The organism is Sulfitobacter sp. L-8 (assembly GCF_056859255.1).
Genome location: NZ_JBSXOD010000046.1, coordinates 218,448 through 245,429, shown reverse-complemented (window position 1 = coordinate 245,429; position 26,982 = coordinate 218,448). Strand labels below are relative to the sequence as shown.

The 26,982-nt window shown below is 58.5% G+C and carries 18 protein-coding genes and 1 tRNA gene; 11 read left to right on the top strand and 8 right to left on the bottom strand.

What is annotated here, in order from left to right:
- Nucleotides 1-11: 11 nt before the first annotated feature.
- The 3 genes from AC13DE_RS10690 to AC13DE_RS10680 are packed head-to-tail and all read left to right on the top strand — an operon-like array spanning nucleotide 12 to nucleotide 2,922.
- A complete protein-coding gene (locus tag AC13DE_RS10690) occupies nucleotides 12-1,052 on the top strand; it encodes a pyridoxal-phosphate dependent enzyme (RefSeq protein ID WP_483047798.1) in 1,041 nt (346 codons plus the stop codon).
- Entirely contained in the window at nucleotides 1,052-2,197 is a 1,146-nt protein-coding gene (locus AC13DE_RS10685) for a M24 family metallopeptidase (RefSeq protein WP_483047847.1), read from the top strand. The genes AC13DE_RS10690 and AC13DE_RS10685 overlap by 1 nt, the downstream gene beginning before the upstream one ends.
- Nucleotides 2,194-2,922, top strand: a complete 729-nt coding sequence (locus AC13DE_RS10680; protein WP_446313888.1) for a maleate cis-trans isomerase family protein — start codon at nucleotides 2,194-2,196, stop codon at nucleotides 2,920-2,922. The genes AC13DE_RS10685 and AC13DE_RS10680 overlap by 4 nt, the downstream gene beginning before the upstream one ends.
- On the opposite strand, the gene AC13DE_RS10675 is transcribed toward AC13DE_RS10680, so the two are convergent.
- Nucleotides 2,919-4,433 (bottom strand): malonate--CoA ligase, encoded by a 1,515-nt coding sequence (locus AC13DE_RS10675; RefSeq protein ID WP_483047797.1) that lies wholly within the window; start codon nucleotides 4,431-4,433, stop codon nucleotides 2,919-2,921. The two genes, AC13DE_RS10680 and AC13DE_RS10675, sit on opposite strands and share 4 nt — an antisense overlap.
- 168 nt (nucleotides 4,434-4,601) lie before the next feature.
- Here AC13DE_RS10675 and AC13DE_RS10670 point away from each other — a divergent pair.
- The 4 genes from AC13DE_RS10670 (at nucleotide 4,602) to AC13DE_RS10655 (ending at nucleotide 9,797) form a co-directional block, all read left to right on the top strand.
- Nucleotides 4,602-4,675 (top strand) — tRNA-Gly (locus AC13DE_RS10670).
- Between the two features lie 184 nt (nucleotides 4,676-4,859).
- On the top strand, nucleotides 4,860-6,659 hold the full coding sequence (locus AC13DE_RS10665; protein ID WP_483047796.1) for an ABC transporter transmembrane domain-containing protein: 1,800 nt from the start codon (nucleotides 4,860-4,862) through the stop codon (nucleotides 6,657-6,659).
- Nucleotides 6,660-6,978: 319 nt separating this feature from the next.
- Nucleotides 6,979-8,856 carry an acyl-CoA synthetase gene (locus AC13DE_RS10660; protein WP_446313891.1) on the top strand — a complete coding sequence of 626 codons (1,878 nt, stop codon included), beginning with the start codon at nucleotides 6,979-6,981 and terminating at the stop codon, nucleotides 8,854-8,856.
- Entirely contained in the window at nucleotides 8,853-9,797 is a 945-nt protein-coding gene (locus AC13DE_RS10655) for an alpha/beta hydrolase (protein ID WP_483047795.1), read from the top strand. The genes AC13DE_RS10660 and AC13DE_RS10655 overlap by 4 nt, the downstream gene beginning before the upstream one ends.
- Here AC13DE_RS10655 and AC13DE_RS10650 read toward each other — a convergent pair.
- The 6 genes from AC13DE_RS10650 to AC13DE_RS10625 form a co-directional block, all read right to left on the bottom strand.
- Nucleotides 9,790-10,626, bottom strand: a complete 837-nt coding sequence (locus AC13DE_RS10650; RefSeq protein WP_446297374.1) for an alkaline phosphatase family protein — start codon at nucleotides 10,624-10,626, stop codon at nucleotides 9,790-9,792. The two genes, AC13DE_RS10655 and AC13DE_RS10650, sit on opposite strands and share 8 nt — an antisense overlap.
- Before the next feature lie 65 nt (nucleotides 10,627-10,691).
- Nucleotides 10,692-12,329 carry an ABC transporter ATP-binding protein gene (locus AC13DE_RS10645; protein WP_483047794.1) on the bottom strand — a complete coding sequence of 546 codons (1,638 nt, stop codon included), beginning with the start codon at nucleotides 12,327-12,329 and terminating at the stop codon, nucleotides 10,692-10,694.
- Nucleotides 12,326-13,141: an ABC transporter permease gene (locus AC13DE_RS10640; protein ID WP_446297372.1), complete on the bottom strand. Its 816-nt coding sequence runs from the start codon at nucleotides 13,139-13,141 to the stop codon at nucleotides 12,326-12,328. The genes AC13DE_RS10645 and AC13DE_RS10640 overlap by 4 nt, the downstream gene beginning before the upstream one ends.
- Nucleotides 13,138-14,094: an ABC transporter permease gene (locus AC13DE_RS10635; protein WP_446297464.1), complete on the bottom strand. Its 957-nt coding sequence runs from the start codon at nucleotides 14,092-14,094 to the stop codon at nucleotides 13,138-13,140. The genes AC13DE_RS10640 and AC13DE_RS10635 overlap by 4 nt, the downstream gene beginning before the upstream one ends.
- A gap of 14 nt (nucleotides 14,095-14,108) precedes the next feature.
- Complete coding sequence (locus AC13DE_RS10630; RefSeq protein WP_446297371.1) at nucleotides 14,109-15,713, bottom strand: ABC transporter substrate-binding protein; 1,605 nt, start codon at nucleotides 15,711-15,713, stop codon at nucleotides 14,109-14,111.
- 119 nt (nucleotides 15,714-15,832) lie between these two features.
- Nucleotides 15,833-17,827 carry a CocE/NonD family hydrolase gene (locus tag AC13DE_RS10625; protein ID WP_483047793.1) on the bottom strand — a complete coding sequence of 665 codons (1,995 nt, stop codon included), beginning with the start codon at nucleotides 17,825-17,827 and terminating at the stop codon, nucleotides 15,833-15,835.
- 368 nt (nucleotides 17,828-18,195) lie between these two features.
- Here AC13DE_RS10625 and AC13DE_RS10620 point away from each other — a divergent pair, with 368 nt between their 5' ends.
- The 4 genes from AC13DE_RS10620 (at nucleotide 18,196) to AC13DE_RS10605 (ending at nucleotide 26,478) form a co-directional block, all read left to right on the top strand.
- On the top strand, nucleotides 18,196-21,663 hold the full coding sequence (locus AC13DE_RS10620; RefSeq protein ID WP_483047792.1) for an Ig-like domain-containing protein: 3,468 nt from the start codon (nucleotides 18,196-18,198) through the stop codon (nucleotides 21,661-21,663).
- 86 nt (nucleotides 21,664-21,749) lie between these two features.
- Complete coding sequence (locus AC13DE_RS10615; RefSeq protein WP_483047791.1) at nucleotides 21,750-23,072, top strand: TolC family protein; 1,323 nt, start codon at nucleotides 21,750-21,752, stop codon at nucleotides 23,070-23,072.
- Nucleotides 23,069-25,291, top strand: coding sequence for an ATP-binding cassette domain-containing protein (locus tag AC13DE_RS10610; protein WP_483047790.1), 2,223 nt, complete (start codon nucleotides 23,069-23,071; stop codon nucleotides 25,289-25,291). Before AC13DE_RS10615 ends, AC13DE_RS10610 begins: the two co-directional genes overlap by 4 nt.
- Nucleotides 25,288-26,478: an HlyD family type I secretion periplasmic adaptor subunit gene (locus tag AC13DE_RS10605; protein WP_446297366.1), complete on the top strand. Its 1,191-nt coding sequence runs from the start codon at nucleotides 25,288-25,290 to the stop codon at nucleotides 26,476-26,478. The genes AC13DE_RS10610 and AC13DE_RS10605 overlap by 4 nt, the downstream gene beginning before the upstream one ends.
- A 56-nt stretch (nucleotides 26,479-26,534) precedes the next feature.
- On the opposite strand, the gene dtd is transcribed toward AC13DE_RS10605, so the two are convergent.
- Entirely contained in the window at nucleotides 26,535-26,981 is a 447-nt protein-coding gene (dtd, locus tag AC13DE_RS10600) for a D-aminoacyl-tRNA deacylase (protein ID WP_483047789.1), read from the bottom strand.
- Between the last annotated feature and the right edge of the window lies 1 nt (nucleotide 26,982).

The following is a 26,982-nucleotide window of genomic DNA, read 5'->3' as shown; positions in this document are numbered from 1 at the left end:
TTCGGTAAATCATGGATATTTTGCACAGCAACCGCCCCGCAGACGTGTCAGGCCTGGATGCAGTTCCGCTGCCCTCGACAAATGCGCAGGCGGCGCAGACGCTGGTGGCCCGGTGCCCCGTTGCCGCGCAAACACCGTTGCTTCAGGCCGAAGCGATTGCAGTCGAGGCGGGGGTGGCCGAGGTCTGGGTCAAGGATGAACGTGGGCGCATGGGTTTGGGCAGCTTCAAGGCCCTGGGTGCTGCGTATGTCATCGCGTGCGACAAGGAACGCGGCGACCACCGCGGCCGCACCTATGTTACGGCGAGCGCGGGCAACCACGGCATGTCGGTCGCAGCGGGTGCACAGGCGTTTGGTGCGGCGTCCGTGGTCTATATCGCGCAGTCCGTTCCCGAAAGCTTTGCCGCCCGGTTGGCAGAGCAGGGGGCGGAAGTCATTCGCGAAGGCGCGACCTACGAAGACAGCATGGCCGCCGCTCAGGCCGCTGCCGACCTTAACGGGTGGGCGCTGCTATCAGACAGTTCCTGGCCCGGTTACGTTGAACGCCCCCACCGGTTGATGGAAGGCTATCTGGTGCTGATGGCCGAAGCGATTGCCCAGATGCCAAGCCCGCCCACCCATATCTTTTTGCAGGCGGGGGTCGGTGGATTGGCTGGGGCCTGTGCGGCATTGGCGCGGCAGGCTTGGGGCGATGCGCCAACCATTATCGTCGTCGAACCAACGGTTGCCGCGGCACTGCATGGATCGGTTAAAGCGGGCGAACCCATCGAAAGCCAGGGGCCGGTCAGTGAGATGGGAAGGCTTGATTGCAAGATGCCATCGCTTATCGCACTGAAAGGTCTGGCGCGTGACGCCGATGCCTTTGCCCTGATTTCCGAAGCTGAGGGGCAAGCGGGCGCAGGGGCCGCCATGGTGGCCGGGCTTGGATCAAGCACCTCCGGAGCAGCAGGCATCGCAGCGCTGTTGGCCTTGTCGGATGCACAAAAGGAAACACTGGACATATCGGCGCGATCAGTCGTGCTGACAGTGCTGAGCGAAGGGCCCGCCGCGTGATGCGGGGCTTTGCGGTATCAGAGTACGAGACCCGGCTGGCACGGGCACAAAGCATGATGGCCGCGCAGGACCTGGCGGCGCTGTTGCTAACAACCGAGGCCGAGATACGCTATTTCACCGGATTTCTGACACGTTTCTGGGAAAGCCCTTCACGTCCGTGGTTTCTGGTGGTGCCGGCAGCAGGAAAGCCGGTGGCCGTGATACCACGGATCGGGGCGGCGCTTATGGCGCAAACCTGGGTGAGCGATATCCGGACCTGGTCTTCGCCGGACCCCGTTGATGACGGGGTTACACTGCTTTCGGACACCTTGAACGAAGCCGCGCCCCATGGCCGTATTGGCATTCCGGCGGGGCCGGAAACCTATCTGCGGATCCCGCAAGCCGATTGGGAGCGGGTCAAGGCGTCAGTGACCGGAACGTTCGTTGCAGACGGTGCGATCACGGCACGCTTGCGGGCGATCAAATCCGAGACCGAGGTAGAAAAGATCGAGATGGCCTGCGCGATCGCAGGCCGGGCCTTTGCCCGAGTGCCCGAAATCGCGACGGAGCAAAGGCCGTTGTCATCGGTTTTCCGCGATTTCCAACGGCTGCTGCTGGAGGAGGGGGCCGATTGGGTACCTTATCTGGCCGGCGGGGCGGGCCCCAATGGATACGGCGATGTAATTTCCCCGGCGACCGACGCGCCCTTGCAGCGAGGAGACATCCTGATGTTGGATACAGGTGCGGTATACGACGGATATTTCTGCGATTTCGACCGTAACTTCGCGATAACAAACGCGACAACGACCGCCATGGAGTCGCACCAATGCTTGATCGATGCCGTGGATGCTGCGGCTGAGCGCGCGCAGCCGGGGACAACCGCCGCTGAACTGTTCCATGTCATGGACACGATCGTGACCGGGGGTGTCGGCGGCCCCGATACCGGGCGGCTGGGGCACGGTCTTGGCATGCAGTTAACCGAAGGTCTGTCGTTGATCCCCCAGGACCACACAGCGCTGGTGCCCGGTATGGTCATCACACTTGAACCGGGAATTGAAACCGTCGGGGGCAGGATCATGGTTCACGAAGAGAACATCGTGATAACCGAGACAGGAAACCGGTTTCTCTCGCCCCGTGCAGACCGTGACCTGACCGTGCTTCAATGACCTATCGTTACACATCGGTGCCCGATCTGGATGCCGCGCTTGGCATGATCGTCTTGCAGGCGGACGAAACGCTGGAAGGCGATATGAGGGCGATCTTGCCTACGGATGTGATGCTTTACGTGAGCCGCATCCAAAGCGGTGACAACGTGACGCCGGACTCCTTGGCCGCGATGGAAAATCATCTGGCGACGTCGGCCGGATTATTGCCGAAAGCCGCCAGCTTTGCCAGTATCGGGTATGGGTGCACGTCGGGTGCCGCTGAAATAGGCTCTGACAGGGTGGCGGACTGTATTCGTCACGCTGCCTCAAGCCCGCATGTCACCAACCCGCTGGCTGCCCTGATCAAAGCCTGCGACGCTTTGGGGGCGACGCGGTTGGCGCTTCTGTCGCCATACGTCGCTGAAGTATCCGCCAAGCTGCGCACGGCCCTAGACGACGTCGGCATCGCCACCCCGGTTTTCGGCAGCTTCGACGAAGCCGAAGAAGCAAAGGTCGTGCGGATCGACGCCCAGTCAATCACCGACGCGGCCCTCGACCTTGCCCGGCAGGGCAAAGTCGACGCCGTGTTTTTGAGTTGTACGAACCTGCGCACGCTCGACGTGATCGATAAGATAGAGACGGCCGCGGGCATCCCATGCCTTTCAAGCAACCAGGTCTTGGGGTGGGACATGGCGCGGGCGGCGGGCACTAAGGCGAACGTACCTGGAAGGCTCGGCAAGATCTAGAGAGCGAAAACATCCGCATACTGCGCGCGCAGCAGGTTTTTCTGGACTTTTCCCATCGCGTTGCGCGGCAGTTCGTCGATGACAACAAGAGCGCGCGGGCACTTGAACCTTGCGAGCTTGCCAGCAAGGGCGGTATTTATCGCTTCGATATCCAACGCTGCATCGGGCTGCGCCACCAGTACACCGACAGGTGCTTCGCCTAAATCGGCATGCGGCGCGCCAATCACGGCACTTTCCATGACGCCGGGTTGATCGTCCAGCAACAGCTCTATTTCCTTGGGATAGATATTGTAACCACCAGAAATGATAAGGTCCTTGCTGCGACCGACGATGCTCAGATACCCCTGATCATCCATCACTCCCAGATCGCCAGTAATAAAGAAACCATCGGCGCGCAGTTCGGCCGCCGTCTTTTCTGGCATACGCCAATAGCCTTGGAAGACATTCGGCCCCCGGACTTCGACAACACCGATATCCCCATCCGGCAATGTTTCCCCGGTCTCTGGGTCGCAAACCTTGACCTCTATCCCTGGCAGGGGCAATCCCACAGTGCCGGCGCGACGCGGTCCGTCATAGGGGTTGGAGGTGTTCATGTTGGTTTCTGTCATGCCATAGCGTTCCAGGATGCGGTGACCCGTCCGCTCTTCGAACTCGGTATGGGTATCGGCCAGCAAGGGGGCGGAACCCGAGATGAACAGGCGCATGTGGGCGGTTAAACATGCGGTGAAATCATCATGTGCCAACAGACGGGTGTAAAACGTCGGTACTCCCATCAATGTCGTCGCCCTTGGCATGAAACGGATCAACTGATCCGCATCCAGCTTGGGCAGAAACACCATCGCACCGCCCGACAACAGCATGACGTTTGTCGCAACGAAAAGACCATGGGTGTGAAAGATCGGCAAGGCATGCAACAGCACATCGGTTTTGGAGAATTGCCAGGCCTTGGTTAATGCTTCGGCATTGCTCAGCAGGTTCTTCTGGCTCAGCATCGCACCTTTTGATCGGCCCGTGGTGCCGGATGTATACAGAAGTGCAGCCAGATCATTTTCGGTGCGTTCGGCTGTGGCAAACCGATGCCCATGCTCGGCCGCAAGGTCGCGCAATGTGCCGCGACCCGTGATATCCATTGTCTCAAGCTCGGCTTGGTTATTGGCGGCGACGTCGACCAGATCCCCGATACTCCCAGGATCACAGATCAGGAGGCTGGCACTGGCGTCGAAAACAAAATATTCAACCTCTGCGGGTGTATACGCCGGGTTCAGCGGCAAGAACACCAGCCCGGCCTGCACGCACGCCGCATAAAGCGCCAGCGCATCAGGGGACTTGCCAACCTGCACCGCGACCCGGTCGCCGGGGGCCAACCCCTTGGAGGTAAGGGCATTGGCATAGCGCGAAGCCGTGTCTATGAACTGACCGTGGGTCATTGTGCTCCCGTCGGGAAGGTGCAGGAACGGGGTGTCCTGGTCCGCATGGCGGGCGAACAGAGCATCATAAAGCGGGTTGGGCATATCGCGGTCTCTTTGCATCGGTTTCGCAACGGCTTCGCACAGGAACTTGCGTCATCGCGCGACACAGGTAAAGAGCCGCGATTTCTGTTTGTTTTGATTTCCCCGACCGATTACCCGCGATCAACCACTTGACGCCCCCCAGCGTATGTCATACCTGAACAGCGTAGCGCGGGCGTTGTGTAATGGTAAGACCTCTGCCTTCCACGCAGAAGACGCGGGTTCGATTCCCGCCGCCCGCTCCATACCCATCCCGCAAACCGTTCACCTGTTGAAACCGCCGACGTGGAGCGGCCCGAGTTCTCCTTTCGGACCGGCTCAGCTATGATTTTTTGAATATGACGTGTTCTCGTGCGGCATGGGCACCTGTGCAGGTCTTGACGCCGTGGGGTGTGCGGGCGATGACACGGTAGCTGAAGAGGATCTGAAATGGCACGCACCCCCACGCCCGGCCCGACACAAGAAGAACGCAAGAAATCGCGCAAACTGGGGGCGCTGCGGGCACTGGTGCCGTTCGTCCACCCTTATCGTCCACTGATGATTGCCGCCATCTTGGCGTTGATGATCACCGCGATGATATCGCTGACGCTTCCTTTGGCGGTTCGCAGGGTCATTGATAACTTTGGCAGCGGCGAAACCGAATTGCTTGACCAGTATTTCGTCGCAGCGTTGGTAATCGCCGCGCTCCTGGCCCTGGGCACCGGGCTTAGGTATGCATTGGTGACGCGTTTCGGCGAACGGGTGGTGGCAGATATCCGCAAGGCGGTATTCGACCGGGTGATCGGGATGAGCCCCGAATTTTACGAAAAGATCATGACGGGGGAAGTCCTGAGCCGTATCACCACGGACACGACCGTGATCCTGTCGGTTATCGGGTCTTCGGTGTCCATCGCCTTGCGAAATCTCCTGATCGTTACAGGGGGGCTGGCCTTCATGCTGCTGACCTCGGCCAAGCTGGCCGCGATGGTGCTGTTGATCGTTCCTGTGGTGATCGTACCCATTCTGGTACTTGGGCACCGGTTGCGGGTGATGAGCCGGGAAAACCAGGATTGGATCGCGGCAAGTTCCGGCAATGCGTCGGAAAGCCTTGGTGCGGTGCAAACCGTACAGGCATTCACCAACGAGACCGCCAGCCGCGCCCAGTTCGCCCGCTTGACTGAATCGTCGTATGACGCGGCTCAAAGACGGATCAAGACACGGGCCGTCATGACTGTCATCGTGATCTTTCTGGTCTTTGCAGGTGTGGTGGGTGTGCTTTGGATGGGTGCACGCGATGTCCGCGCCGGGGACATGACCCCGGGTGCGTTGGTGCAGTTTGTGATCTATGCAGTAATGGTCGCAGGCGGCGTCGCTGCCTTGTCCGAAATCTGGGGCGAATTACAACGCGCCGCCGGTGCAACCGAACGTCTGGTCGAACTGCTGAACACCACGGATTCGGTCAAGGATCCCGTCGATTCCGCGGCCTTGCCTGCACCGGTCGCGGGACGGATCGCATTCGAAAATGTGCAGTTTGCCTACCCGGCACGCCCTGCGGCCCCTGCGCTGAACGGGATCAACCTGGTGATCAACCCTGGCGAAACCATTGCATTTGTCGGCCCGTCGGGGGCGGGGAAAACGACGATCATTCAGCTTATCTTGCGCTTTTATGACCCCAGTTCGGGTCGCATCACACTGGACGGCGTGGATCTGCGCGAGGTCGCACGCGATGTTTTCCGCCGATCAGTTGCTCTTGTGCCGCAAGATCCGGTGATATTTGCAACATCGGCACGTGAAAACATCCGGTTCGGGCGACCAGATGCAACCGACGCGGAAATCGTCATTGCCGCCAAGGCTGCTGCTGCGGATACTTTTATCAGCGAGCTTCCCGACGGGTACGACAGCTATCTGGGCGAGCGCGGCGTGATGCTATCGGGTGGTCAGAAACAGCGTATCGCTATCGCGCGGGCGATCTTGCGCGACGCGCCGGTGCTGCTGTTGGACGAAGCGACAAGTGCGCTGGATGCCGAAAGCGAACGCGCGGTGCAGGCTGCTGTCGACAAGTTAAGCGCCGACCGGACAACCCTGATTGTGGCACATCGCTTGGCCACGGTGAAGAAAGCGGACCGCATCGTTGTAATGGAAGCAGGCCAGATCATCGACACCGGCACCCATGACGAACTGGTATCCAAGGGTGGGCTTTATGCACGATTGGCGCGTTTGCAGTTCACGGACGGAATGGCCGCCGAATGACGCCAAGATAGTCCGAAGGATCAAAGCGCACCAAAACAGTGTTGGTTCGCATGGGGTCTGGTTATCGGTGACGGCGTCAGCGGCCGGGCCAGGGACGGGTGAACCGGCTCACCTCGTTGAGAAAGCACTATATATTACATTCCCGCAAAAAGGGTGCTGTGAACATCGCCGTCGTGATGTTTTCCTCCATTCCGTTGGGTCAAATGGCCGCCTAGACGCTTGTTTGACGACGCAAATGCTTGCGCAAGGTTCCATTTGCCATCATCTTTGATCGTAGGGAATGAGGATGCAGGCAAACTGCACCGACAGGGAGGAATATATGACATTTGCCGGGATTGAAGACCGTAATGCTATCGAGGCTGAGATGCCGTGGGAAGATCGCGACGTCCCCAAGACGCTATGGAGCCTGCTGAGCGGAACGGCAGGAAAGTTTCCCAGCCATGATGCCATCAGCTTTCAACTGTTATCGGGCCCGAAAGACCATGCCGAAACCTTGAGTTGGGCGCAGCTTCGGGGGCAGGTGGGGCGCGCGGCCAACCTGTTCCGCTCGCTTGGGGTAGGGCCGTCGGATGTGGTCGCATACGTGCTGCCCAACTGCAACGAGACAGTGATAACCTTGCTGGGCGGCGCCGTCGCGGGTATCGCCAACCCGATCAACCCGCTGCTGGATGCCGAACAGATCGGGTCGATCCTTCGCGAAACAAACGCCAAGGTGGTTGTCACCCTGCGGCCTTTCCCCAAAACAGATGTCGCCGAAAAAACCGCCGAAGCCGTCAAACTGGCCCCCAACGTGACCACCGTGCTCGAGGTGGATCTTTGCCGTTATCTGACCGCACCGAAATCATGGATCGTGCCCTTGATCCGGCCAAAGCTGGGCGTGACAAATCAGGCCAACTACAAGAATTTCAATGCCGAAATCGCGAAACAGCCGACGGATCTGACCTTTGACGATCCTCAGCAGGATCGGGTGGCGTTTTACTTCCATACCGGCGGAACGACCGGTATGCCAAAGGTGGCGCAGCACAAGTATTCCGGCATGGTCTATAATGGATGGCTGGGCCACACCCTGCTGTATACGGAAGAGGACAACATCATGTGTCCGCTGCCGTTGTTCCATGTTTTCGCGTGTCACGTGATCTTGATGGCGGCTGTCACTTCGGGCGCGCATGTGGTGTTCCCCACCCCGCAGGGCTATCGCGGTGACGGGGTTTTCGACAATTTCTGGAAGTTGGTGGAGCGTTGGAAAATCACCTTCATCATCACTGTCCCGACTGCGATCTCGGCCACGATGCAGCGGCCGATCAATGCTGATATTTCCACCGTCAAGACTGCGTTTTCGGGGTCTGCACCGCTCCCTCTTGAGCTGTTTCGCCGCTTTGAGAAAGCGACCGGCATAACGCTGGTCGAAGGTTACGGGCTGACCGAAGCGACCTGCCTTGTGTCGTGTAACCCGACCGATGGGGTAAAGAAGGTCGGGAGTATCGGGATTACGTTTCCTTATACAGACGTCAAGATCATCAAGAGCACCGAGGCAGGCTTGGTCGAGGCTGGCGTGGACGAGATCGGAGAGATATGCATCTCGAACCCCGGTGTCTTTGTCGGTAATACCTATACCGAAGCCGACAAGAATAAAGACCTGTATTACAAGGACGAATATCTGCGCACTGGCGATCTGGGACGCATTGATGCGGATCAATACCTGTGGATCACTGGCCGCGCCAAAGATTTGATCATCCGGGGGGGGCACAACATCGACCCTGCCGAGATCGAAGAGGCGCTGTTGGGCCATGAGGCTGTCGCTTTCGCCGGTGCGATAGGCCAGCCCGACGCACATGCAGGAGAGGTCCCCTGTGCTTTCGTGGAATTGGTGGGCGGGGCTTCGGTGTCCGAACAGGAGCTGATGGATTTCTGCAAGGAAAAGGTACACGAACGTGCCGCTCAGCCCAAGCATCTGGTCATCATGGACGAATTGCCAAAGACCGCTGTAGGTAAGATATTCAAGCCCGACCTGCGTAAAAGCGCCATCACGCGGGTGTATAATGAAACCCTTGAAAGCGCCGGTTCGTCTGCGCGTGTGGTGTCAGTGATCGATGACAAGAAGCGTGGGTTGGTCGCCCAGGTCAAGATGAACGGAGCATCCGAAACCGAGGTCGGCGCGGCGTTGGATGTGTTCATTTGCAAATGGGAGCCTGCATGACACGACCCGACTACCGCGTTTTGCTGGATGAAGAAGTCTGGGCTTATATGGATAGGTCAAACGAATTTTATCCGCCCGACGCAACCGGATTGACGATCGAACAGCAGCGCGCGGTCTATGACGATATGTGCGCTGCCTTTCATCAGCCTCATCCTGACGGCGTGGTGACGTCCGATGTGCAGTTCGGCGGAGTTCCCTGTCGGGTTTACGAAATCGGCGCGATGGCTGCCACGGTGGTGTACTATCACGGCGGCGGCTTTGTCGTGGGCGGGCTGGAAAGTCACGACGACATCTGTGCCGAGATTTGCGCCACCACGGGGTACCGGGTCGTTTCGGTCGATTACGGACTGGCACCCGAAGTGGTTTTCCCAGGCTGTTTCAATGATGCGTGGACGGCTTTTGGTGCCATAGCGGCTGCCTTCCCGGGGCGCATCGTTCTGGCCGGAGACAGCGCCGGTGGGAACCTGGCCGCGGCCGTGGCACATTACGCCCGAGGGCGGATAGACGGGCGTATAACCGGGCAGGTGCTGATATATCCCGGCCTGGGCGGCGATCGCGGGCAGGGCAGCTACGTGACCCACGCCACCGCGCCGCAGCTGACGGTCGCCGATATGGAATTCTATCAGCAAGTCAGGTCCGGAGGCACGCCCCCCGAGAGAGACCCGCGCTATGCTCCGCTGCACGACACCGACTTCTCTGGCTTGCCGCCTACTGCGATCCTGACTGTGGAATGTGACCCGTTGTCAAGCGACGGAGAAGCGTACCGGGACGCCATACAGGCCGCGGGCGGCCAAGCGGTATGGATCGAGACCAAGGGGTTGGTACACGGTTGTTTGCGAGCCAGAACCATGTCGCGTCGCGCGGCTGCGTTCTTTGATACGGTCACATCCGCGATCAAGGACATGGGTGCCGGCGACCAGGCGACCAAAGCCGCTACTTGAGAAACGACTTGGCCTTCATCGTATCAGCGACAGGTGCACCCAGACGCTTCAGGATCGTCGGGGCCAGTTGCAACTGGTCTATCACCGTATCCTCGGACGGCCCCTCGGCATCGCCGAAATAATACAGCGCCGTTTCTTGCTGCAATGCACCGCGCCCGCCATGATGGCCGCGCTCGTCTTGGCCGTGGTCAGCCGTGACAATCACCTCGTACCCCATGGCGCGCCATTTCGGGATAAAGGGGGCCAGCATCTCGTCCATGACCGCACAGGCGTGGTCCATTTCCTGACAGTCGTGGAAAAAGCGATGGCCCATGCTGTCGAGCGTACAGGTGTGCAGAATCCCGTAATTCAGCCCAAACCGCGCCGCCAGATTGGTGAGCGTACCGAAAAGATCGACATCAGAGGGCGTCATCTGGTTGATCAGCCCATAACCCGTCATGGTGTGAAACCGCCCATGGTTGATCGTGTCGCTTTCAGGTTCGTCGTATTCGATATCGCGCACATAGTCGAACGGGTGGCGGTTAAAGAACTCTGACCAAAACGAATGGGTCACGGCACCGGTGACGCCACCCGCTGCACGCACCTGGGCAAATACATCCTTGTGCTTTAATCGAAAGACGTTCCCATTGCCCGTGCACCCATGTTCTGCGGGCGCAACGCCCGTATGGATTGATGCATAGCAGGACGCCGAAATGGACGGCAGGACCGCGCGCTGCGTCCACACGCGGGCATCGCCGCTGTCGACCCAGCCTTCCAGATTGCCAAACAGGCGACGAAAGTTTCGATGGGGCACACCATCGAGAATGATCAGCAGGAGTTTATTCTTCATCACTTACCTCGGCGATGCTTGGTTAAACTGTCAGTCTTGTGTGTACGATGCCAAACCGGATGTCGCTAGTTGCCTGCACTTTCCATGCGCCGATGTTCAATGGTTTCTTCCAGCCAACCGATTTTCATCTCCGGCACAGAGCTGAGAAGCAGGTCGGTGTAGTCGTCAAACGGCGGTGATAGAACCTGGCTCTTCGAGCCATAGCGCACGACTTCTCCTTGATACATCACCGCGATGCTGTCGGCGATGGCTTTTACTGTCGCCAGGTCATGGGTGATGAACAGATAGGCGACGTCTTCTATTTTCTGAAGGTTCAGCAATAGCTTGAGAATACCGTCAGCAACCAGCGGGTCCAGTGCCGAAGTCACCTCGTCGCAGATGATCAACTTGGGTTTGGCGGCTAGCGCGCGGGCGATGCAGACGCGTTGTTTTTGCCCGCCTGACAGCTCTGCCGGGTAGCGATCCTGAAATCCGTCCCCCAGTTCGATCTCATCCAGTAATTCCTGGATGCGCTTTTGCTTGGCTTTGCCTTTCAGACCAAAGTAAAATTCCAGTGGTCGTCCGATGATAGTCCCCACGGTCTGGCGCGGATTCATTGCGGTGTCCGCCATTTGATAGATCATCTGCATTTCGCGCAGGTCATCAATGGGGCGCGATGCCAGGGCAGGGGCCAATTGGCGTCCGTCAAAAGTGATCTGCCCGTCGCTTGGCGGCAACAGGCCGGTAATCACCCGCGCAAGCGTGGATTTGCCGGATCCCGATTCACCTACAACGGCGAGCGTCTGGCCGGGGTGAATATCGACGTTGATTTTCTTGAGAACGTCAAAGGTCGTACCGGAATAGCGGGCGGTGATGTTTTCTACCCTCAGCACCGGCGTATCGGTCGGCGTCTTTTCCTCGTGTCGGATCGACCGAACCGAAACAAGCGCTTTGGTATATTCTTCTTGCGGGGCGTTGATGATTTGATCGGTGGTCCCGTATTCTACCATTTTGCCTTGTTGCAGCACCATGATGTGGTCGCTGACCTGTGCGACCACGGCGAGGTCATGCGTGATATACAAGGCTGCGACGCCGGTTGCCGCGATGGCTTCCTTGATGGCGGCCAGCACATCAATCTGAGTGGTCACGTCCAGCGCTGTGGTTGGTTCGTCAAAGACCACCAGATCGGGTTCAGGGCACAGTGCGAGCGCGGTCATGCAGCGTTGTAACTGGCCGCCGGATACCTGGTGAGGATAGCGGTTGCCGATATTTTCCGGGTCGGGCAGGCCGAGTTTGCGAAACAGCTCGACCGCGCGCTCTTCTGCCTCGGATTTGGAAAACTTGTTTTGATAGATCGCCGCTTCGGTCACCTGGTCCATGATCTTTTTGGCCGGGTTGAACGATGCCGCGGCGGACTGCGACACATATGTTACTTCGGCTCCGCGAAGGCGGCGCAGGCTTCGCAGATTTTCCTGTAGGATATCGCGGCCATTGACCCAGACCTCGCCGCCGGTGATTTCGACCCCGCCGCGACCATAGGCCATCGCCGAAAGCCCGATCGTGGATTTTCCTGCGCCGGATTCACCGATGAGGCCGAGCACCTTGCCGGCTTCCAGGTCGAAATCGACGCCGTGCACGATCTTGATCGCGACCGGGCGTTCGCCGGGCGGGTAAGCTGTTGCCCCGATCTTGAGGCCGCGTACCTTGAGAAGTGGCTCGGTCATCCCCGGCCCCCTTTCAGCGATGTGGTGCGGTTCAAGATCCAATCCGCAACAAGGTTGATCGAGATGCACAACGTGGCAATGGCGTAGGCAGGGTAAAGCGCCGCTTGAATGCCGTAGTTGATACCCTCTTTATTCTCTTTCACGATGCCGCCCCAATCGGCCTGCGGGGGTTGCACGCCAAGGCCCAGGAACGACAGGGTCGAAACGAACAACACCGCAAAGATAAACCGCAGACCCATTTCGGCGACCAGCGGGGAGAGGGCATTGGGAAGCGTTTCCCGGAAAATGATCCAGCCGATTTTTTCGCCCCGCAGACGCGCGGCCTCTACATAGTCCATCACCGTGATATCCACGGCAACGGCGCGGGCCAAGCGGTAGACCCGCGTACTGTCAAGCAGGCCCATCAGCAAGATGAGGATCGGGACAGTCGTCGGCATCACCGACAACACCACCAGCGCGAAAATCAGCGATGGGATCGACATGATCAGATCGACAAACCGCGAGATCACCTGATCTACCCAGCCGCCGGACACCGCGGCGAAAAACCCCAGCACAGACCCCAGCGTAAAGCTGAGGATCGTTGCGGCAGTGGCGATAAAGATCGTTGTACGCCCGCCATAGATCATCCGGCTCAGAAGGTCGCGCCCGATACTGTCCGTCCCCAACAGAAATTGCGACGATGAAGGCTCCCACACGTCGCCGACGATTTCCGCCATGCCGTAGGGGGCTAACAGGGGCGCAAAAATCGCCATCAAAAAGTAAAGCCCGGTGAAAAACAGGCCGATCATCGCTGAAATGGGGATATTCTTCATTTCGGGTGCCTCAGCCTCGGGTTGGCAAGGATGGAAACGATATCGGCAACCAAGTTCAGCCCGATATATACCGCGGCAAAGATCAGGCCCGAAGCCTGCACAACCGGAACATCACGTTTGCTGACGTGATCGACCAGATATTGCCCCATGCCCGGATAGGCGAACACCACCTCGACCACAACGACACCGACCACCAGATACGCGAGGTTCAGCATCACCACATTGACGATCGGGGCAATGGCGTTGGGGAAAGCATGTTTGCGGATGATTTTCAGCATGCCCAAGCCCTTGAGCTCGGCAGTTTCGATATAGGCCGATTGCATCACATTCAGGATCGCGGCCCGGGTCATCCGCATCATATGCGCCAGTACGACCAGCGTCAGCACCATCACCGGAATTGCGATGGCGTTCAGCTTTTCACCGAGGCTCATGCTGTCGTTGATGATCGCGACCGACGGAAACAGCCGCCATTTGATCGCGATCCAATAGATCAGTACGTAGCCGATCATGAATTCGGGAATAGAGATTGTAGTCAGGGTTACCGCGGAAATGAGTTTATCCGGCCACCGATCCTTGTAGCGAACCGCCAGAAGTCCAAGGAAAATTGCCAGCGGCACCGAAATCGCGGCCGCCCAGAAGGCAAGAAACAGGGTATTTTTAAGTCGACCGCCAAGGCTTTCCGCGATGTCGCGGCCGTTGGTCAATGCCGTGCCCAGGTCGCCCTGCAACACACCACCGAGCCAGGCGAAATATCGGGTGAGGGCCGGGTCGTTCAGGCCAAGTTCGCGACGCATGTTCGCCAGCGCTTCAGGCGTGGCGGACTGCCCTAATATGGATTGTGCCACGTCGCCGGGCAAAATCGAAGTCCCTGCGAAGATCAAGACCGACGCGGCAAAGAGCAGGAGAAGGCCCAACGCTAAGCGTTGGGCGATCAGTTTCAGTACGGGGTGCATAAGCATATGTTACCTTATGCGTCTTTGACCCAGCATTTGATCGGGGCTTTGTTGTTCATCAGCTCCGAATTAGGGTCTTCGATCCAGCCGCCGACGTTGTTGGCCACACCATCAACAAAATCGTTGAACATCGGCAGGATGACTCCGCCTTCGTCATGCAGCATCATGCCCATCTTCGAATAGATTGCCTTGCGCTTGGCTTGGTCCAGCTCGGCGCGTGCTTCCAGCAGCATGGCATCGAATTCAGGGCGTTTCCAACGGGTATCGTTCCAGTCGGCGGTCGATAGGTAGGCTGTGGAATACATCTGGTCCTGCACCGGACGACCACCCCAGTAAGAGGCGCAGAACGGCTTCACATTCCAGACTTCCGACCAATAACCGTCATTAGGCTCGCGCTTGATTTCCAGCGGAATACCGGCGGCTTTGGCCGATTCCTGGAACAGCGAAGCGGCATCCACGGCGCCGGGGAAAGCTCCATCCGACACGCGCAGGATGATCGGGCTGCCGTCGTGACCGGATTTTGCGTAATGCTCTTTTGCCTTCTCGATCGAGTGTTCGCGCTGTGGGATCGATTCGTCAAACAGCGGATACGATGCGTTGATCGGCATGTCGTTCCCGATAGATCCATAGCCACGCAGGATCTTATCGACCATTTCTTCGCGGTTGATCGCATATTTCAGAGCCAGGCGCAGATCATTGTTATCGAAGGGTGCCGTATCGATATGGGCGATAAACACATAGTGGCCCCGTCCAGAGACAGATTTGACGCTCAGGTTCGGCGCGCGGTCCAGCAGGGCCGCGACCTTGGGGTCAACGCGGTTGATCATGTTGACCTGACCGGATTGCAGCGCCGCAGTACGGGCCGTCGCATCGTTCAGCACCAGAACTTCGTTATAGTCGGTAAAGCCGCGGTTGTCGGCGTCCCAGTAGTTTTCGTTGCGCTTGAAGCCGTGGCGCACGCCGGGTTCATCGACTTCCAGCGTATAGGGACCTGTACCGATACCGGCACCGGGGTTATCCATGCCGCCATCGGGCTGGATCATCAGGTGATAATCGGCCATGAGGTAGGGAAGGTCAGCGTTGCCCACGCCCAGTTCGACGATCAAGTTGTCGCCGTCGACCTTCATGTTTTCGATGCCGCGCATGATGCCCAACGCACCTGACTGGCTGTTTTCGTCCGAGTGACGCTGCATGGTTTTCAGCACGTCTTCGGGGGTCATGTCCTTGCCGTTATGGAACTGGATCCCTTTGCGGATTTTGAAAGCCCATGTTTTCGCGTCGGCAGAAGCCTCAAAACTTTCGGCCATGCGTGGTTCAACTTCGCCCGCCGGGTTCACCTCGACCAGTGTTTCGTAGAGGTGGCGCAGGTTATCAAGCGGCACTTCCGATGCTGTCAAAGCCGGATCAAGCGTGTTGGTCGACTCTCCGCCAGATGATCCGACCTTGAGAGTGCCACCGCGAACCGGTGCCTCGTGGGCGGCGGCTTTGGCATTGTTGGCAAGCATGGAATTCGCGACAGCGGCGGTTACACCCAGGGCCGCAGCCCGGCCAACGAATTCCCGGCGGGTCATCGTGCCTTTGGCAACTTGACCGGTCATATATTCCAGTTGATCATTCATGTATTGTTCTCCCTGATTTGGTGATTTTTACACGGGTTTTTTTATTGATTGATGACACAACGTTAAGCATTTCCCCGAGTGTCGCAAGAGTTAATAGCGTGGTGTATGTGACGGTTTTGTTACATAAAGTGCCGCTCAATGCTATCCGCTACGTCGCGTTCATAGATCAAGATATCGTTCTCATACGCTTCCACGCGCGCGGTAAGATGAAATAACGTCGCGTCTGACCACATTTTCGAATGGGTTTCGGTGCGCAGCCGAATGTCGTCCCGCTCCAGCTCTTCGGTCCAGTGACACACGCCTGTCGCCGATAGCGGATCGTCTGGTTTGATCGACCAACGTTCCCGGGCAATTGACCCTGCTATCAGCCCATGGTCGCAATCGCGAACCTTGCCGAAATCATCCTCGATGATCAATGAAACCTCGCCGGTGACCATATCGGTTTCCTGACGCCGCACATGATTTTCGGCGCGCAGGGTTTCCGTAGCCCAGGCAGGGGCGGTGACCGGCGGGGGGAAGACATATTCGTCGCCCCCCGTGGTCGGACGGTGCGGCAACACCAACTGGCCCGACGCCAGCCTCAGGCTCGATATTTCGGGCGATGGCCAGATCAGTGGCCAATAAGCGTTGGATACAGACACCCGCAGCCGGTGACCGGCGGGCACGCGATAGGCGATGTGGTCAAGGTCGAAACTTACTGTAAATACATCGCCGCAGGGGACCGTAGCCGGGGTTTCCGGGCTATCGCGGTGACACAGATTAAGCACGCCATAGGTGATCCGAGCGCTGGCTCCGTCCGGGTGCACATGATTCAGGCGCACTGCGATTTGGCCCTGCGGTCTGTCGCTGGTAAGATCAAGAGAGATACGCGGTGCACCCACGATATCGAAATCAGCCGCCAGAGGCGCGGTGTCAAACGTCGTCGATAACGCGTCGTCATGGCGCTGGTCGCCGGGCATTTCCGGCCCCAGCCATATCGCACAGTATTCGCCGGCGTCTGCGCCGCAGTGAGCCGGCGACTGAATGACGCTGCTTAACGTTCCGGTGTCATCAGTTAACCCGTTATCTGTCAGGTGCAGCACTTTCTCGGCCAGATGCGATGTAGCACCGTCCGTTTCTGCAATCCAACGGCCCGGGCGCTGCGACACCCAAGCGGCCGGGCGCATGCCGTCCATCAAGTAAACCCGATAGTCGGGGTCTGCTTCCACGCCGGTGTCGATCCCTTTGAGCCATTGGTCCCACCAGCGCAGCGCTTCTTGCAAGAACCCGATACGGGGCTCGGGGATCGCGAAATGTGGATATTTATGTACCCAAGGCCCAACAATACCCTTGGCACCGGGCAAGGCTTCGACCAGTTGAGGCACGGCGTTTTTATATGCATCACCCCAGCCGCCGATCGCCAGAACCTTGGCTTTGATTGCCGAATAATCCTCGATCACCGACCCCTGCTTCCAATAGGTATCGCGGGTCTGATGGCGCAGCCACAGTGAAGGGAGAAAGGGCTCCGCCTTCAGCCGTTCGAGCCACATCTCGCGCCAGTCGGGGCGCAGGGCAGGATCCGGAGCGCGGCTGGAATATGCCCACATGGTCGCGCCCCAGCCAAGGTTTTCGTTCAGCAGGCACCCGCCTTTATAGTGGATGTCATCGGCAAACCGATCAACGGTGGAACACAGGGTGATTACCGCCTTTAGGGGTTCGGGATCGTGCGCAGCCACTTGCAACCCGTTGAAGCCGCCCCAGCTGATCCCCATCATCCCGACACTGCCGCTGCACCAAGGCTGTGACGCGAGCCAGTTTATCACTTCGATGCAATCGGCCTGTTCGCGGGGGGTATATTCATCCTCCATGATGCCGTGGCTGTCACCGTTACCCCGCATGTCGACGCGGACGCAGGCATAGCCGCGTTCGGCGAACCACGGGTGTGTAAGCGCGTCGCGCGCCGTGGTCCCGTCGCGTTTGCGATAGGGAAGATATTCCAAAATCGCGGGTACCGGTTCTGCATCGGCATTTTGTGGACGCCAAATTCTTGCCGACAGGCGGCACCCGTCGGACAGGGTGATGCCCACGTCAGGGTCTTCGACCAACGGTAGTGGAAGGTTCGAGGTGTTTTCCATACATGTAGCCTTGCCAGCCCCGGCCGGGTTGTCAACTGGACACCTGATTTGCGCCTCCCGATCGAATGAGGAACAATCGTTAACAATTTGAATTTGTTCGATATTGGCATAGACGATTATTTGGTTGGTCAACCTCAACCACACGTTGAAAGTGTGGCCGATGTGCACAGGCAATTGTGGCAGCAATGTGCCGTTTTCAATTAAATCTTGGCTTTTTCAGGGCAAAAAGGGTATGCAATTTGCAATAATAAGTTTCGTTTAAAATAGCGAACATCACCAGGCGGCTGCACGGTTCACATAAGGGCCGGTGGTCATTCAATAGTTTGGTGCCGCGCGAAAGGCAGGCGCCGAGGCAGAGCGGGAGTATTATGGAGACGATAGATTTCGTCGTTCGCGATCAAGCGGGCGCATTGCAGCGTGGCACGGTTCTGGATGGTGTTGAGGGGCAGATTATACAGGCCCAGTCGGGTCAGGAAATTTCGCTGAACCTTCGCCAGACTGACTTTCTTTCTCAACAACGTGCAGGCAGCGACCTTTTGCTGACGCTTGCTGATGGTCGTGTCATCACGATTGAAAATTACTTCAATCAATCCGGGACGCCCAATCGTCTGTTCATTTCTTCGGATGGATATCTGAACGAGGTCGCTTTTGTCGAAGCGGACGGTGACAATCTTTTTGCCCAATACGGCCCTACCGAGCAATGGGGCAAGTGGAGCCCTTCGGACGATTTGATCTATCTCGGTCGCAGCGACGCAATCATGCCCCCAGGTGGCGCAATCACCGGCGGGGATGACGAGGTGTCGATGTTGGCGGCACCCTTGCTTGGTGGTATGGTCGGTGGCGGTGGGGCTGCGACAGTCGCGGCCGCAGCCGCGGTCGGTGGTGCTGCCGTGCTGGGCGCGGGCGGGAATGGTGCCGGCGGCGGCGGGTCAAAGGCGGCTCCATTCGTGAACGAACCTGACTCTTCCGCCACAGTCGGGGGCGATGGGGCCACGAAAAGTGTGACGGTCACCGGTGGGGGCGAACCGGGCGCAGAGGTCGTCGTCACGATAGGCGACAAGCAGATCACGACCACCGTTGGTGATGACGGTACTTTCGAAGCCGTCTTTGACGGTGAGGATTTTCCTGCGGACGGCAACCACGAGGCGGTTGTCACCGTAACGACGGACGGTGAAACAGCGACGCTGGACGGCCCGAGCTTTGTAATCGACACCACGGCACCGGTAGTGGCGGTGACCGAAGGGACCAAAAGCGTTTCGGACTACTTCAATGCGGACGGATTTACCAAAGGTGTCACCCTGAAGGGCACTGGCGAAGCCGGCACGGATGTAGAGGTCACGGTTGCTGACAAGGTGGCCACCACAACTGTCGCCGAAGACGGAACATGGTCGGTGACCTTCCAACCCGGCGATCTCGAAAGCGGTGAATACGAGACCGAAGTATCGATCCAGTCGACCGATCAATATGGCAACACATCCACCAGCGTGGAGACGTTGGTTGTCGATACACTGGCACCGACGGTAAAGGTCACGTCAGGCTCGCAGTCGGCGGGCGACATGTTTAACGGGGCCGCGTTCAGCAACGGTGTGACCCTTTCCGGCGAAAGCGAACCCGGCGCGACTGTTCATCTGACCGTGGGGGGCATCACGCGCACAGCCACGGTTGGGGAAAACGGCACGTGGTCCGCGACGTGGCAACCCGGCACATTGCCCGAAGGGGAATATGTCAGCGACATTACCGTTGTCGCTACCGATAAATTCGGCAATGCGACTACAATCACCGAACAGTTGGTCGTGGATACGGTTTCCGAAGTTACCCTTGCTGCGGACAGCGTCGAAGTGGACGGCGTGGTGAACGCGGCCGGGCGGGCCGACGGCGTTACCCTGACAGGCACGGCGCAGCCGGGGTCGACCGTCGATGTCACTTTTGGTTCGGCGACCAAAGCCGCAACTGTCGATGCGAACGGAAACTGGAGCGCGCAATTCGCTACGTCCGAAGTGCCCACCGGTGAAACGGTCGCGACAGTTACGGCGGTTGCCACCGATAGCGTCGGAAACAGCTCGACTGTGACCGGCCAGATACAAATCGATACTTTGGTGCGCGATCTTGCCTTTACAGGCCAGACCGGAGGAAGCGACGGCATTGTGAACGGTGCCGAGGCAGCGCAGGATGTCGTCATGACCGGCACGGTCGAACCCGGTTCTTCGGTGGTGGTCCAGCTCGGTCAGGTGTCCCATGCGGCTGCTGTGGCCCCCGACGGCAGCTGGAGCGTGACTTTCGCACCGTCGGATATTCCGGCGGGAACATATACCACGACCATGACCGCCACAGCCACCGATGCGGCCGGTAACACCGATAGCGTATCTCAATCGGTATCTGTCGACACGGAAGCTGGGCTGCTGACCATTAACCCGGCCCCGATCGAAGGTGACGACGTCGTCAATGCGGCCGAAGCAAGCGACGGCGTGGCTGTTTCCGGTACCGCTGACCCGGGCGCTGTCGTGCAGGTTACCCTTGCGGGAATTACCCATACTGTCGTGGCGGACGCAAACGGTCAGTGGACATCGTACTATGCAGCTGGAGAGGTCGCTCAGGGCGTTTATACCGCTGACATCACCGCCACGACAACCGACAACGCAGGCAACACGCGCAGCGCGACAGACAGCGTGCAGGTCGACACGCGGGTCGACAACCTTTCGCTGAACAAGGTTGAAGGCGACGATATTGTCAGCGGTGCAGAGCGCCTTGCCGACGGAGGCGTGACCGTATCGGGTACCAGTGAGATCGGGTCCACAGTGCTGGTAAGCCTTGGCAACGCGTCGATGAGCGGTGTGGTGGATGCGAACGGTAACTGGACGGTGACCTTCGCCCCAGGGCAAATCCCACAAGGCACGACCGACACCATCGTTTCCGTGAAAGCGACCGATAAGGCAGGGAACTCCGCCAGCGCAAGCCATGCGGTGCTGATCGACACGGTGGTTGATCCGTTGAACATGGCGCAGGCCGGTGGAAACGACGGGATCGTCAGTGCCCGCGAAGCCGAGGCCGGGATCGACCTCAATGGTCGGGTCGAAGCGGGCTCGACTGTCGTGGTCACCTTCGACGGCACGAACTACACCGCATCGGTCGACGCTTCTGGCAACTGGACAGTTATGATCCCCCCGGCGAGCATTCGTCCCGGTACCTATGACGCCGATATATTGGTCACAGCAACCGACCACGTGGGCAACACCGCCTCCATCTCTGACACGCTGGCGATTGACACCTATGCGCCAGAGGGTCCCGTCATCGCTTCCTATACGCGCGATGGGGATGGCATACGCGGCATCTCAACCGAAATCAGCCCGGACACGCTGGATGTTCATCAGGTCAACGCAGATAGGTCCATATCCGAAGTTGAATCGACCAGTTTTGACATCGACGCCATCGGAGAGCGTAACTTTCAGTTCAAGACCAACGTACCGGATGGGTCAGACCTGGTGGTGACAGCGACCGACACGGCGGGAAACTCTTCCGGTACCTATCTCGCACTGGATGACGAAAGCGCCAATACCCGGCTCAACCTCAGCAATCCCAACCTGGCGCAATACAATGTCGAAACTGTTGATTTGCAATTCGCCGAGGAAGCGCAACTGACGATCACCGAGGCGGCGTTGATAAATCTGTCGAAGAATACAAATTCGCTGGTCGTGAATGGTTTCAGCGATGACACGGTGACAATCACCGGCGCAGTACGCGACGGCGTTGAAGTCAAAAATGGCCAAACCTACGACATCTATACACTGGGTTCCGAGGGGACATTGATGATCGACAGTGACATCAATGTACTTATCTGAAGTCAACAGGCTGTAGCTAAAGACGGGACGGGGGCCGGTTTCCCCGGACCATCAAAATAATAATACCGGCACGTTAAGGGCAGGATATGGGGCAGAGCGTAAAAGGGGCAGGGGGCATGTGCGTTTTGGCGCTGGCCCTGTCCGGCTGCATGTCGGACATCGGGGAAAGGTATGCATCTGCCGACCTCGTCACACGCTTCAGATTACCTGGCGCGTCTCAGGCCATCGGGCCGACCTATGCGGAAACGATCACCGCCGACAGCCCGATTATCCAAGGGTTGGCGATGCGCACATCCGTTCTGCCTGCAAATTCCGTCGCGGCCACCGTCGCGTCGTCGGTTCTGGCGGCAAACAGCCGCACGGCAGAATCCGAGGTTCGCGCAGCCACGCTTCGGTCAGAGGCCGCCAGCAAGAATTGGCTGCCTAAAATCGGTCCGCAGATCAGCCTGACATCGCTTGGGTCGCTTGCCGCAAACCTAGTTGTTGATCAAGTGTTGTTTGATAACGGGCGTCGTGCCGGTGAACGTGCGTTTGCGGTGGCCGACGTCGAGGTTGCGGCCGTGTCGCTGGCGCAAGATACCAACGACCGTGTTGCTACCGCACTCAAGCTTTATACCACTGCGGCGCAGGCGCATGAGAACGCGGCGCTGGATGTGGTGACGCTGAAGGACATGACCCATTTTGAGTGGGTCATGCAAGAGAGGGTGAAGGGCGGTGTTTCGGACATGTCCGATCTGACGGTGCTCCGCCAGAAACTTGCCGAGATAAGGGCCCGCTACGAGGCATCAATCGAACGCGAGGCGACGTCCATTTCGGAACTTAACGCCATGTCGATTGCGCCGCTTGGAGATTTGCGCGGCATACCCGAATTTCATGTGAACGCATTTGCTGCGGAACCGCTGATTGTTGTCCGGGCGCAGGCGGAAAAGATCAGGGCGATCGCTTCGGCCAAGGTCAATCGCGCGAGCTTGTTGCCCGGATTATCCGCGGGCGGCACCATCGGCAAGGGAAGCAACCTGGGATTGCATGTCAAATCCGACAGCTTGCTGGGGTTTGGTACCGGTGCCTCGCTTGAAGCGGTAAAGATGGCCGAAGAAACCGCCACGCGAAAATTGCACCAGTCCACCGAGGATGCGAACCGCGATCTGCGGCGCCTTGAAAAGCAAATCAGCGCCAAGGCCCGGCAAGCCGCCGAAGCAACCACGCTGGCAGCCCAGGCCAAGCGCAATCTGGATATATTTCAGGCCCAGTACGATGCAGGCCAGCGCCAGGTTATGGATGTGGTTGGGGTCTACGAGACCTATACGCGGCAACAGCAAGCTCAGGTCGCGTTGAAATACGACGTGGTAAAACTGCGCGTAGAGATGGCGCGCATTCAGGGCGTTCTTGCCGACGGGAGCGCGATTTGACGCAGAGATCTCCTTTCACGCTGACCATCACCAATGGCAATCAAGGGCGTGTGACCTCTTCAAAGGCTCCGAAACCCAAGGCGGAAAATTCCAACCGGTTGGAAGATCGGCTGATGGCGCGGGCAAAACTGGCGTCGGTTTATTCGGGGGTGCTGGGTGTCAGCGCCTCGGCCAACGACATCTTCGAGATAATTTCGCGGCATTCCGTCGTCGGGGCACAGGCCGAGCAAGAGGCAAGCAGCATCGCCAAGGGTTTAGAGGCCGCAGGATTGTTGACGCAGGTAAGCCGCGTGGAGGCGATATCCAAAGAGCTTTGGCCGGCGCTGGCCTATATGACCTCTGGCCAGCTCTTGCTGGTGATGGGCCAGACGCGTGGCGAATTGATAGTGTATGACACGACTTGCACAGACAACCGCGCGATGGTGCCGGTGACTGACTTTGATCCGTTTTTTGCCGGGGTGATCGTCCGCGCCGAGGCCACGTTGCAAGCCGTGGCCCGGACCCACAAGACCGACGCCGCGCCGGCACATTGGTTCTGGGGTGAATTTCCACGGTTTCGCCGCCAGCTTGCCGAAGTCGCATTGGGATCGTTCGTCGCCAACCTTCTGGCGGTCGCTGTCGCGCTGTTTTCGCTGCAAGTCTATGACCGCGTCATCCCGCACCAATCGGAAGCGACCCTTTGGGTGTTGGCCATCGGTGCGATGTTGGCGCTGTTGATGGAGGCGTTCCTGAAAATGGCGCGCGCGCGGCTGATGGATGGGGCAGGGCGTCAGATTGAGCTGTCTGTCCAAGACCTGTTGATGAAACGGGTGCTGGGGATGCGCTCTGATACCCGAGGTCAGGCACCGAACCAATTATATTCGGCTATGCGCGAATTCGGTTCTGTGCGTGAATTCTTTACCGCTTCCACCATCGGTACCATCGCCGACATCCCGTTTATTTTCGTGTTTCTGTTTCTGGTCGCCAGTATCGCGGGCAACGTCGTATGGGTGTTGATCGTGGGCGGCATATTGATGTTGGTACCGGGATTCTTCCTGCAAAAGAAAGCCATCCAGCTCACGCAGGAAACCCAAGGTGCTTCGACCAAATCATCGCGGCTGCTGCACGAAGCGATATTCGAGCTCGACACGGTCAAAACCCAACGCGCGGAAGATCGTATCATCCGACTCTGGACCGAGCTGAACACCTTATCCTCGGTCAAATCCTCGGAACAGCGCGCATTGGCCTCCTTCCTGACCTTCTGGAGCCAAGGCATCCAGCAAGCGACATATGTGGCGGCCGTGATCGTCGGAACCTACTTGGTATTTGCCGGCGCTTTCACCGTGGGTTCGATCATTGCCGTGGGGATCCTCACCGGGCGAACCCTGGGGCCGCTCACTCAGTTATCGGGCACAATGGCGCGATGGGGCAACGTCAAGGGGGCGCTCGATGGGCTGGAAGCGATCGTAGCTGCGCCGCAGGACAGTGAAGCGGGTCGCACCTATCTTCGCCGTGTAAAATTGAGCGGACAGTTCGAGCTACGCGATGTGGTCTTTCGCTACGAAGACGACGGCCCTCCGACCGTCGATATCAAGGGGATACTGATTCAACCGGGCCAGCATGTCGCGGTGCTTGGCGCGAACGGTTCAGGAAAATCGTCTCTTCTCAAGCTTTTAAGCGGACTTTACGCGCCAAGTTCGGGACGTATCTTGCTGGATGGAACTGAATTGGGTCAGATCGAGCCGCGCGACCTGCGGCGTCTGATCGGTTATCTGGGTCAGGATGTCCGCCTCTTTTCCGGAACGCTGCGCGACAATCTGAACCTGACCTTGCTGGAGCACGACGACGACCGCCTGCACGCCGCCTTGGATTTCGCGGGGCTGGGGCTGTTCGTGCGCAACCACCATAAAGGTCTTGATCTTGAGATTCTAGACGCAGGCGCAGGCCTGTCGATCGGACAGCGTCAATCCATCGGCTGGGCACGGCTGTGGTTGCAAGATCCGTCGATCTGCCTACTGGACGAACCTACCGCCGCATTGGACCAGAAACTGGAAGCGTCGCTTGTCGCGCGCCTGCATACATGGATGGAAGGGCGCACCGCCGTCATCGCGACCCACCGGGCACCTATTCTGGCCCTTACCGAGCGGTCACTGGTGCTTCAGGATGGGCGGATGACGGTAGATGGCCCAAAGGAAAAAGTGCTTGCGCATTTGGCCAGCCGCCACGGAAGCGTTGCATGAACGCCGCCCCGGGGACGCGCTTTGGCACCCAGATAAACCTGCGTTTGCGCGGGCCGTCCATGGTCGTCTGGCTTTGTGCAGCCAGTGTGCTGGTGTTTTTGCTATGGGCCGCTTTTGCATGGGTGGATGAAATCGTGCGTGCCGAAGGCTCGATGGTATCGTCTTCGCGACCTCAGATCATTCAGAACCTGGAAGGCGGCATTCTGGCAGAACTCAGCGTCGGTGAAGGCGATATCGTGGAAAAAGGGGATATGCTGGCCCGGCTTTACGGGACGCAGTTCCAATCATCCGTCGACGACCTGGAGGATCAGATCAGCGCCTTCGAAATCCGGCGTCTGCGACTGGAGGCCGAGTTTGCGGGCCAGTATGATTTCGAGGTGCCAGCCGAATTGTCACAACGCACGCCGGATATTGTTGCATCCGAGCGCGCCCTTCTCAAGGCGCGGCAATCCGATTTCGTATCGCGATCAGACGGCGCAAAGCGGGTGTTGAAGGAAGCCACCAAAGAGCGGGATCTTTTGGAAAATATGCTGCGCAAGAAGATTGTATCGCTGATCGAGGTCACACGCGCGCGCAAGGTGCACGCCGACGCGAGGATCAAGCTCGACGAGATCATCACCGGTACCGAACTGGAGCGGGCGCAGGAATATTCCGACGTTCTGAAGGAGCTTGCAACGCTGAAGCAGAACCTGAAGGCGAGCACCGACCAGTTGAACCGGACCGTTCTGGTGAGCCCGCTGCGCGGCATTGTCAATAATCTGAGCATTACGACGATCGGCGGTGTCGTGCGCCCCGGTGAGGAAATATTGCAGATCATTCCCCTTGATGAAGAGCTTTTCGTAGAGGCGCGGGTGAAGCCCAAGGATATCGCCGGGGTGCGCCCCGGACAGGAGGCGACTGTCAAGCTCTCGGCTTATGATTATACGATCTATGGCACGCTGAAAGGAACGGTGAAGGTAATATCGGCGGACACGTTCAAGGATGAAAGGTCGCGCTCCGCCGATGGCGATCCACATTACAAGGTTACCTTGCAGGTGGACACCGAACATCTGACCCAGCGTCAGGCGTCATTGCAGTTCAGGCCCGGCATGCAGGCAAGTGTGGAACTGCATACCGGATCGAAGACTGTTCTGCAGTACTTGTTGAAGCCGCTTTACAAGTCCACAGAGGCGTTTCGAGAGCCATAGGGCAGAATGGGGGCTGTCTGCCCCCAAACCCCCGAGGATCAGGTGCCATTTGGAATTCAGAGATGTTCCGTATCGATCCAGATGGTGCAGGGACCCTGGTTCGTGGAACAGATCGACATTTCTGCACCGAACTCACCGGTTTGGGTTGGAATATCGAGCCGCCGCATGGACGCGATAAAATGCAGGTAGAGCGACTTTGCCAGGTCGGGGTGGCCCGCTCGGCTGAACCCGGGGCGCGTGCCGCGCGATGTATCGGCGGCCAAGGTGAATTGACTGACGATGAGAGCACTGCCCCCGGTTTGCGCAAGACTGAGGTTCATCTTGCCCTCTTTGTCCTTGAACAGGCGCAGTTTGGCGATTTTGGCGGCGAGACCTTGTGCGGTCGCCAAGGTATCGGCTGGCATGGCACAGACGAAGACGAGCAACCCCGCGTCTATTTTGCCGGTGACAACGCCATCGATTGTGACAGAGGCGTCGGTGACCCGTTGCAGCACTGCGCGCATC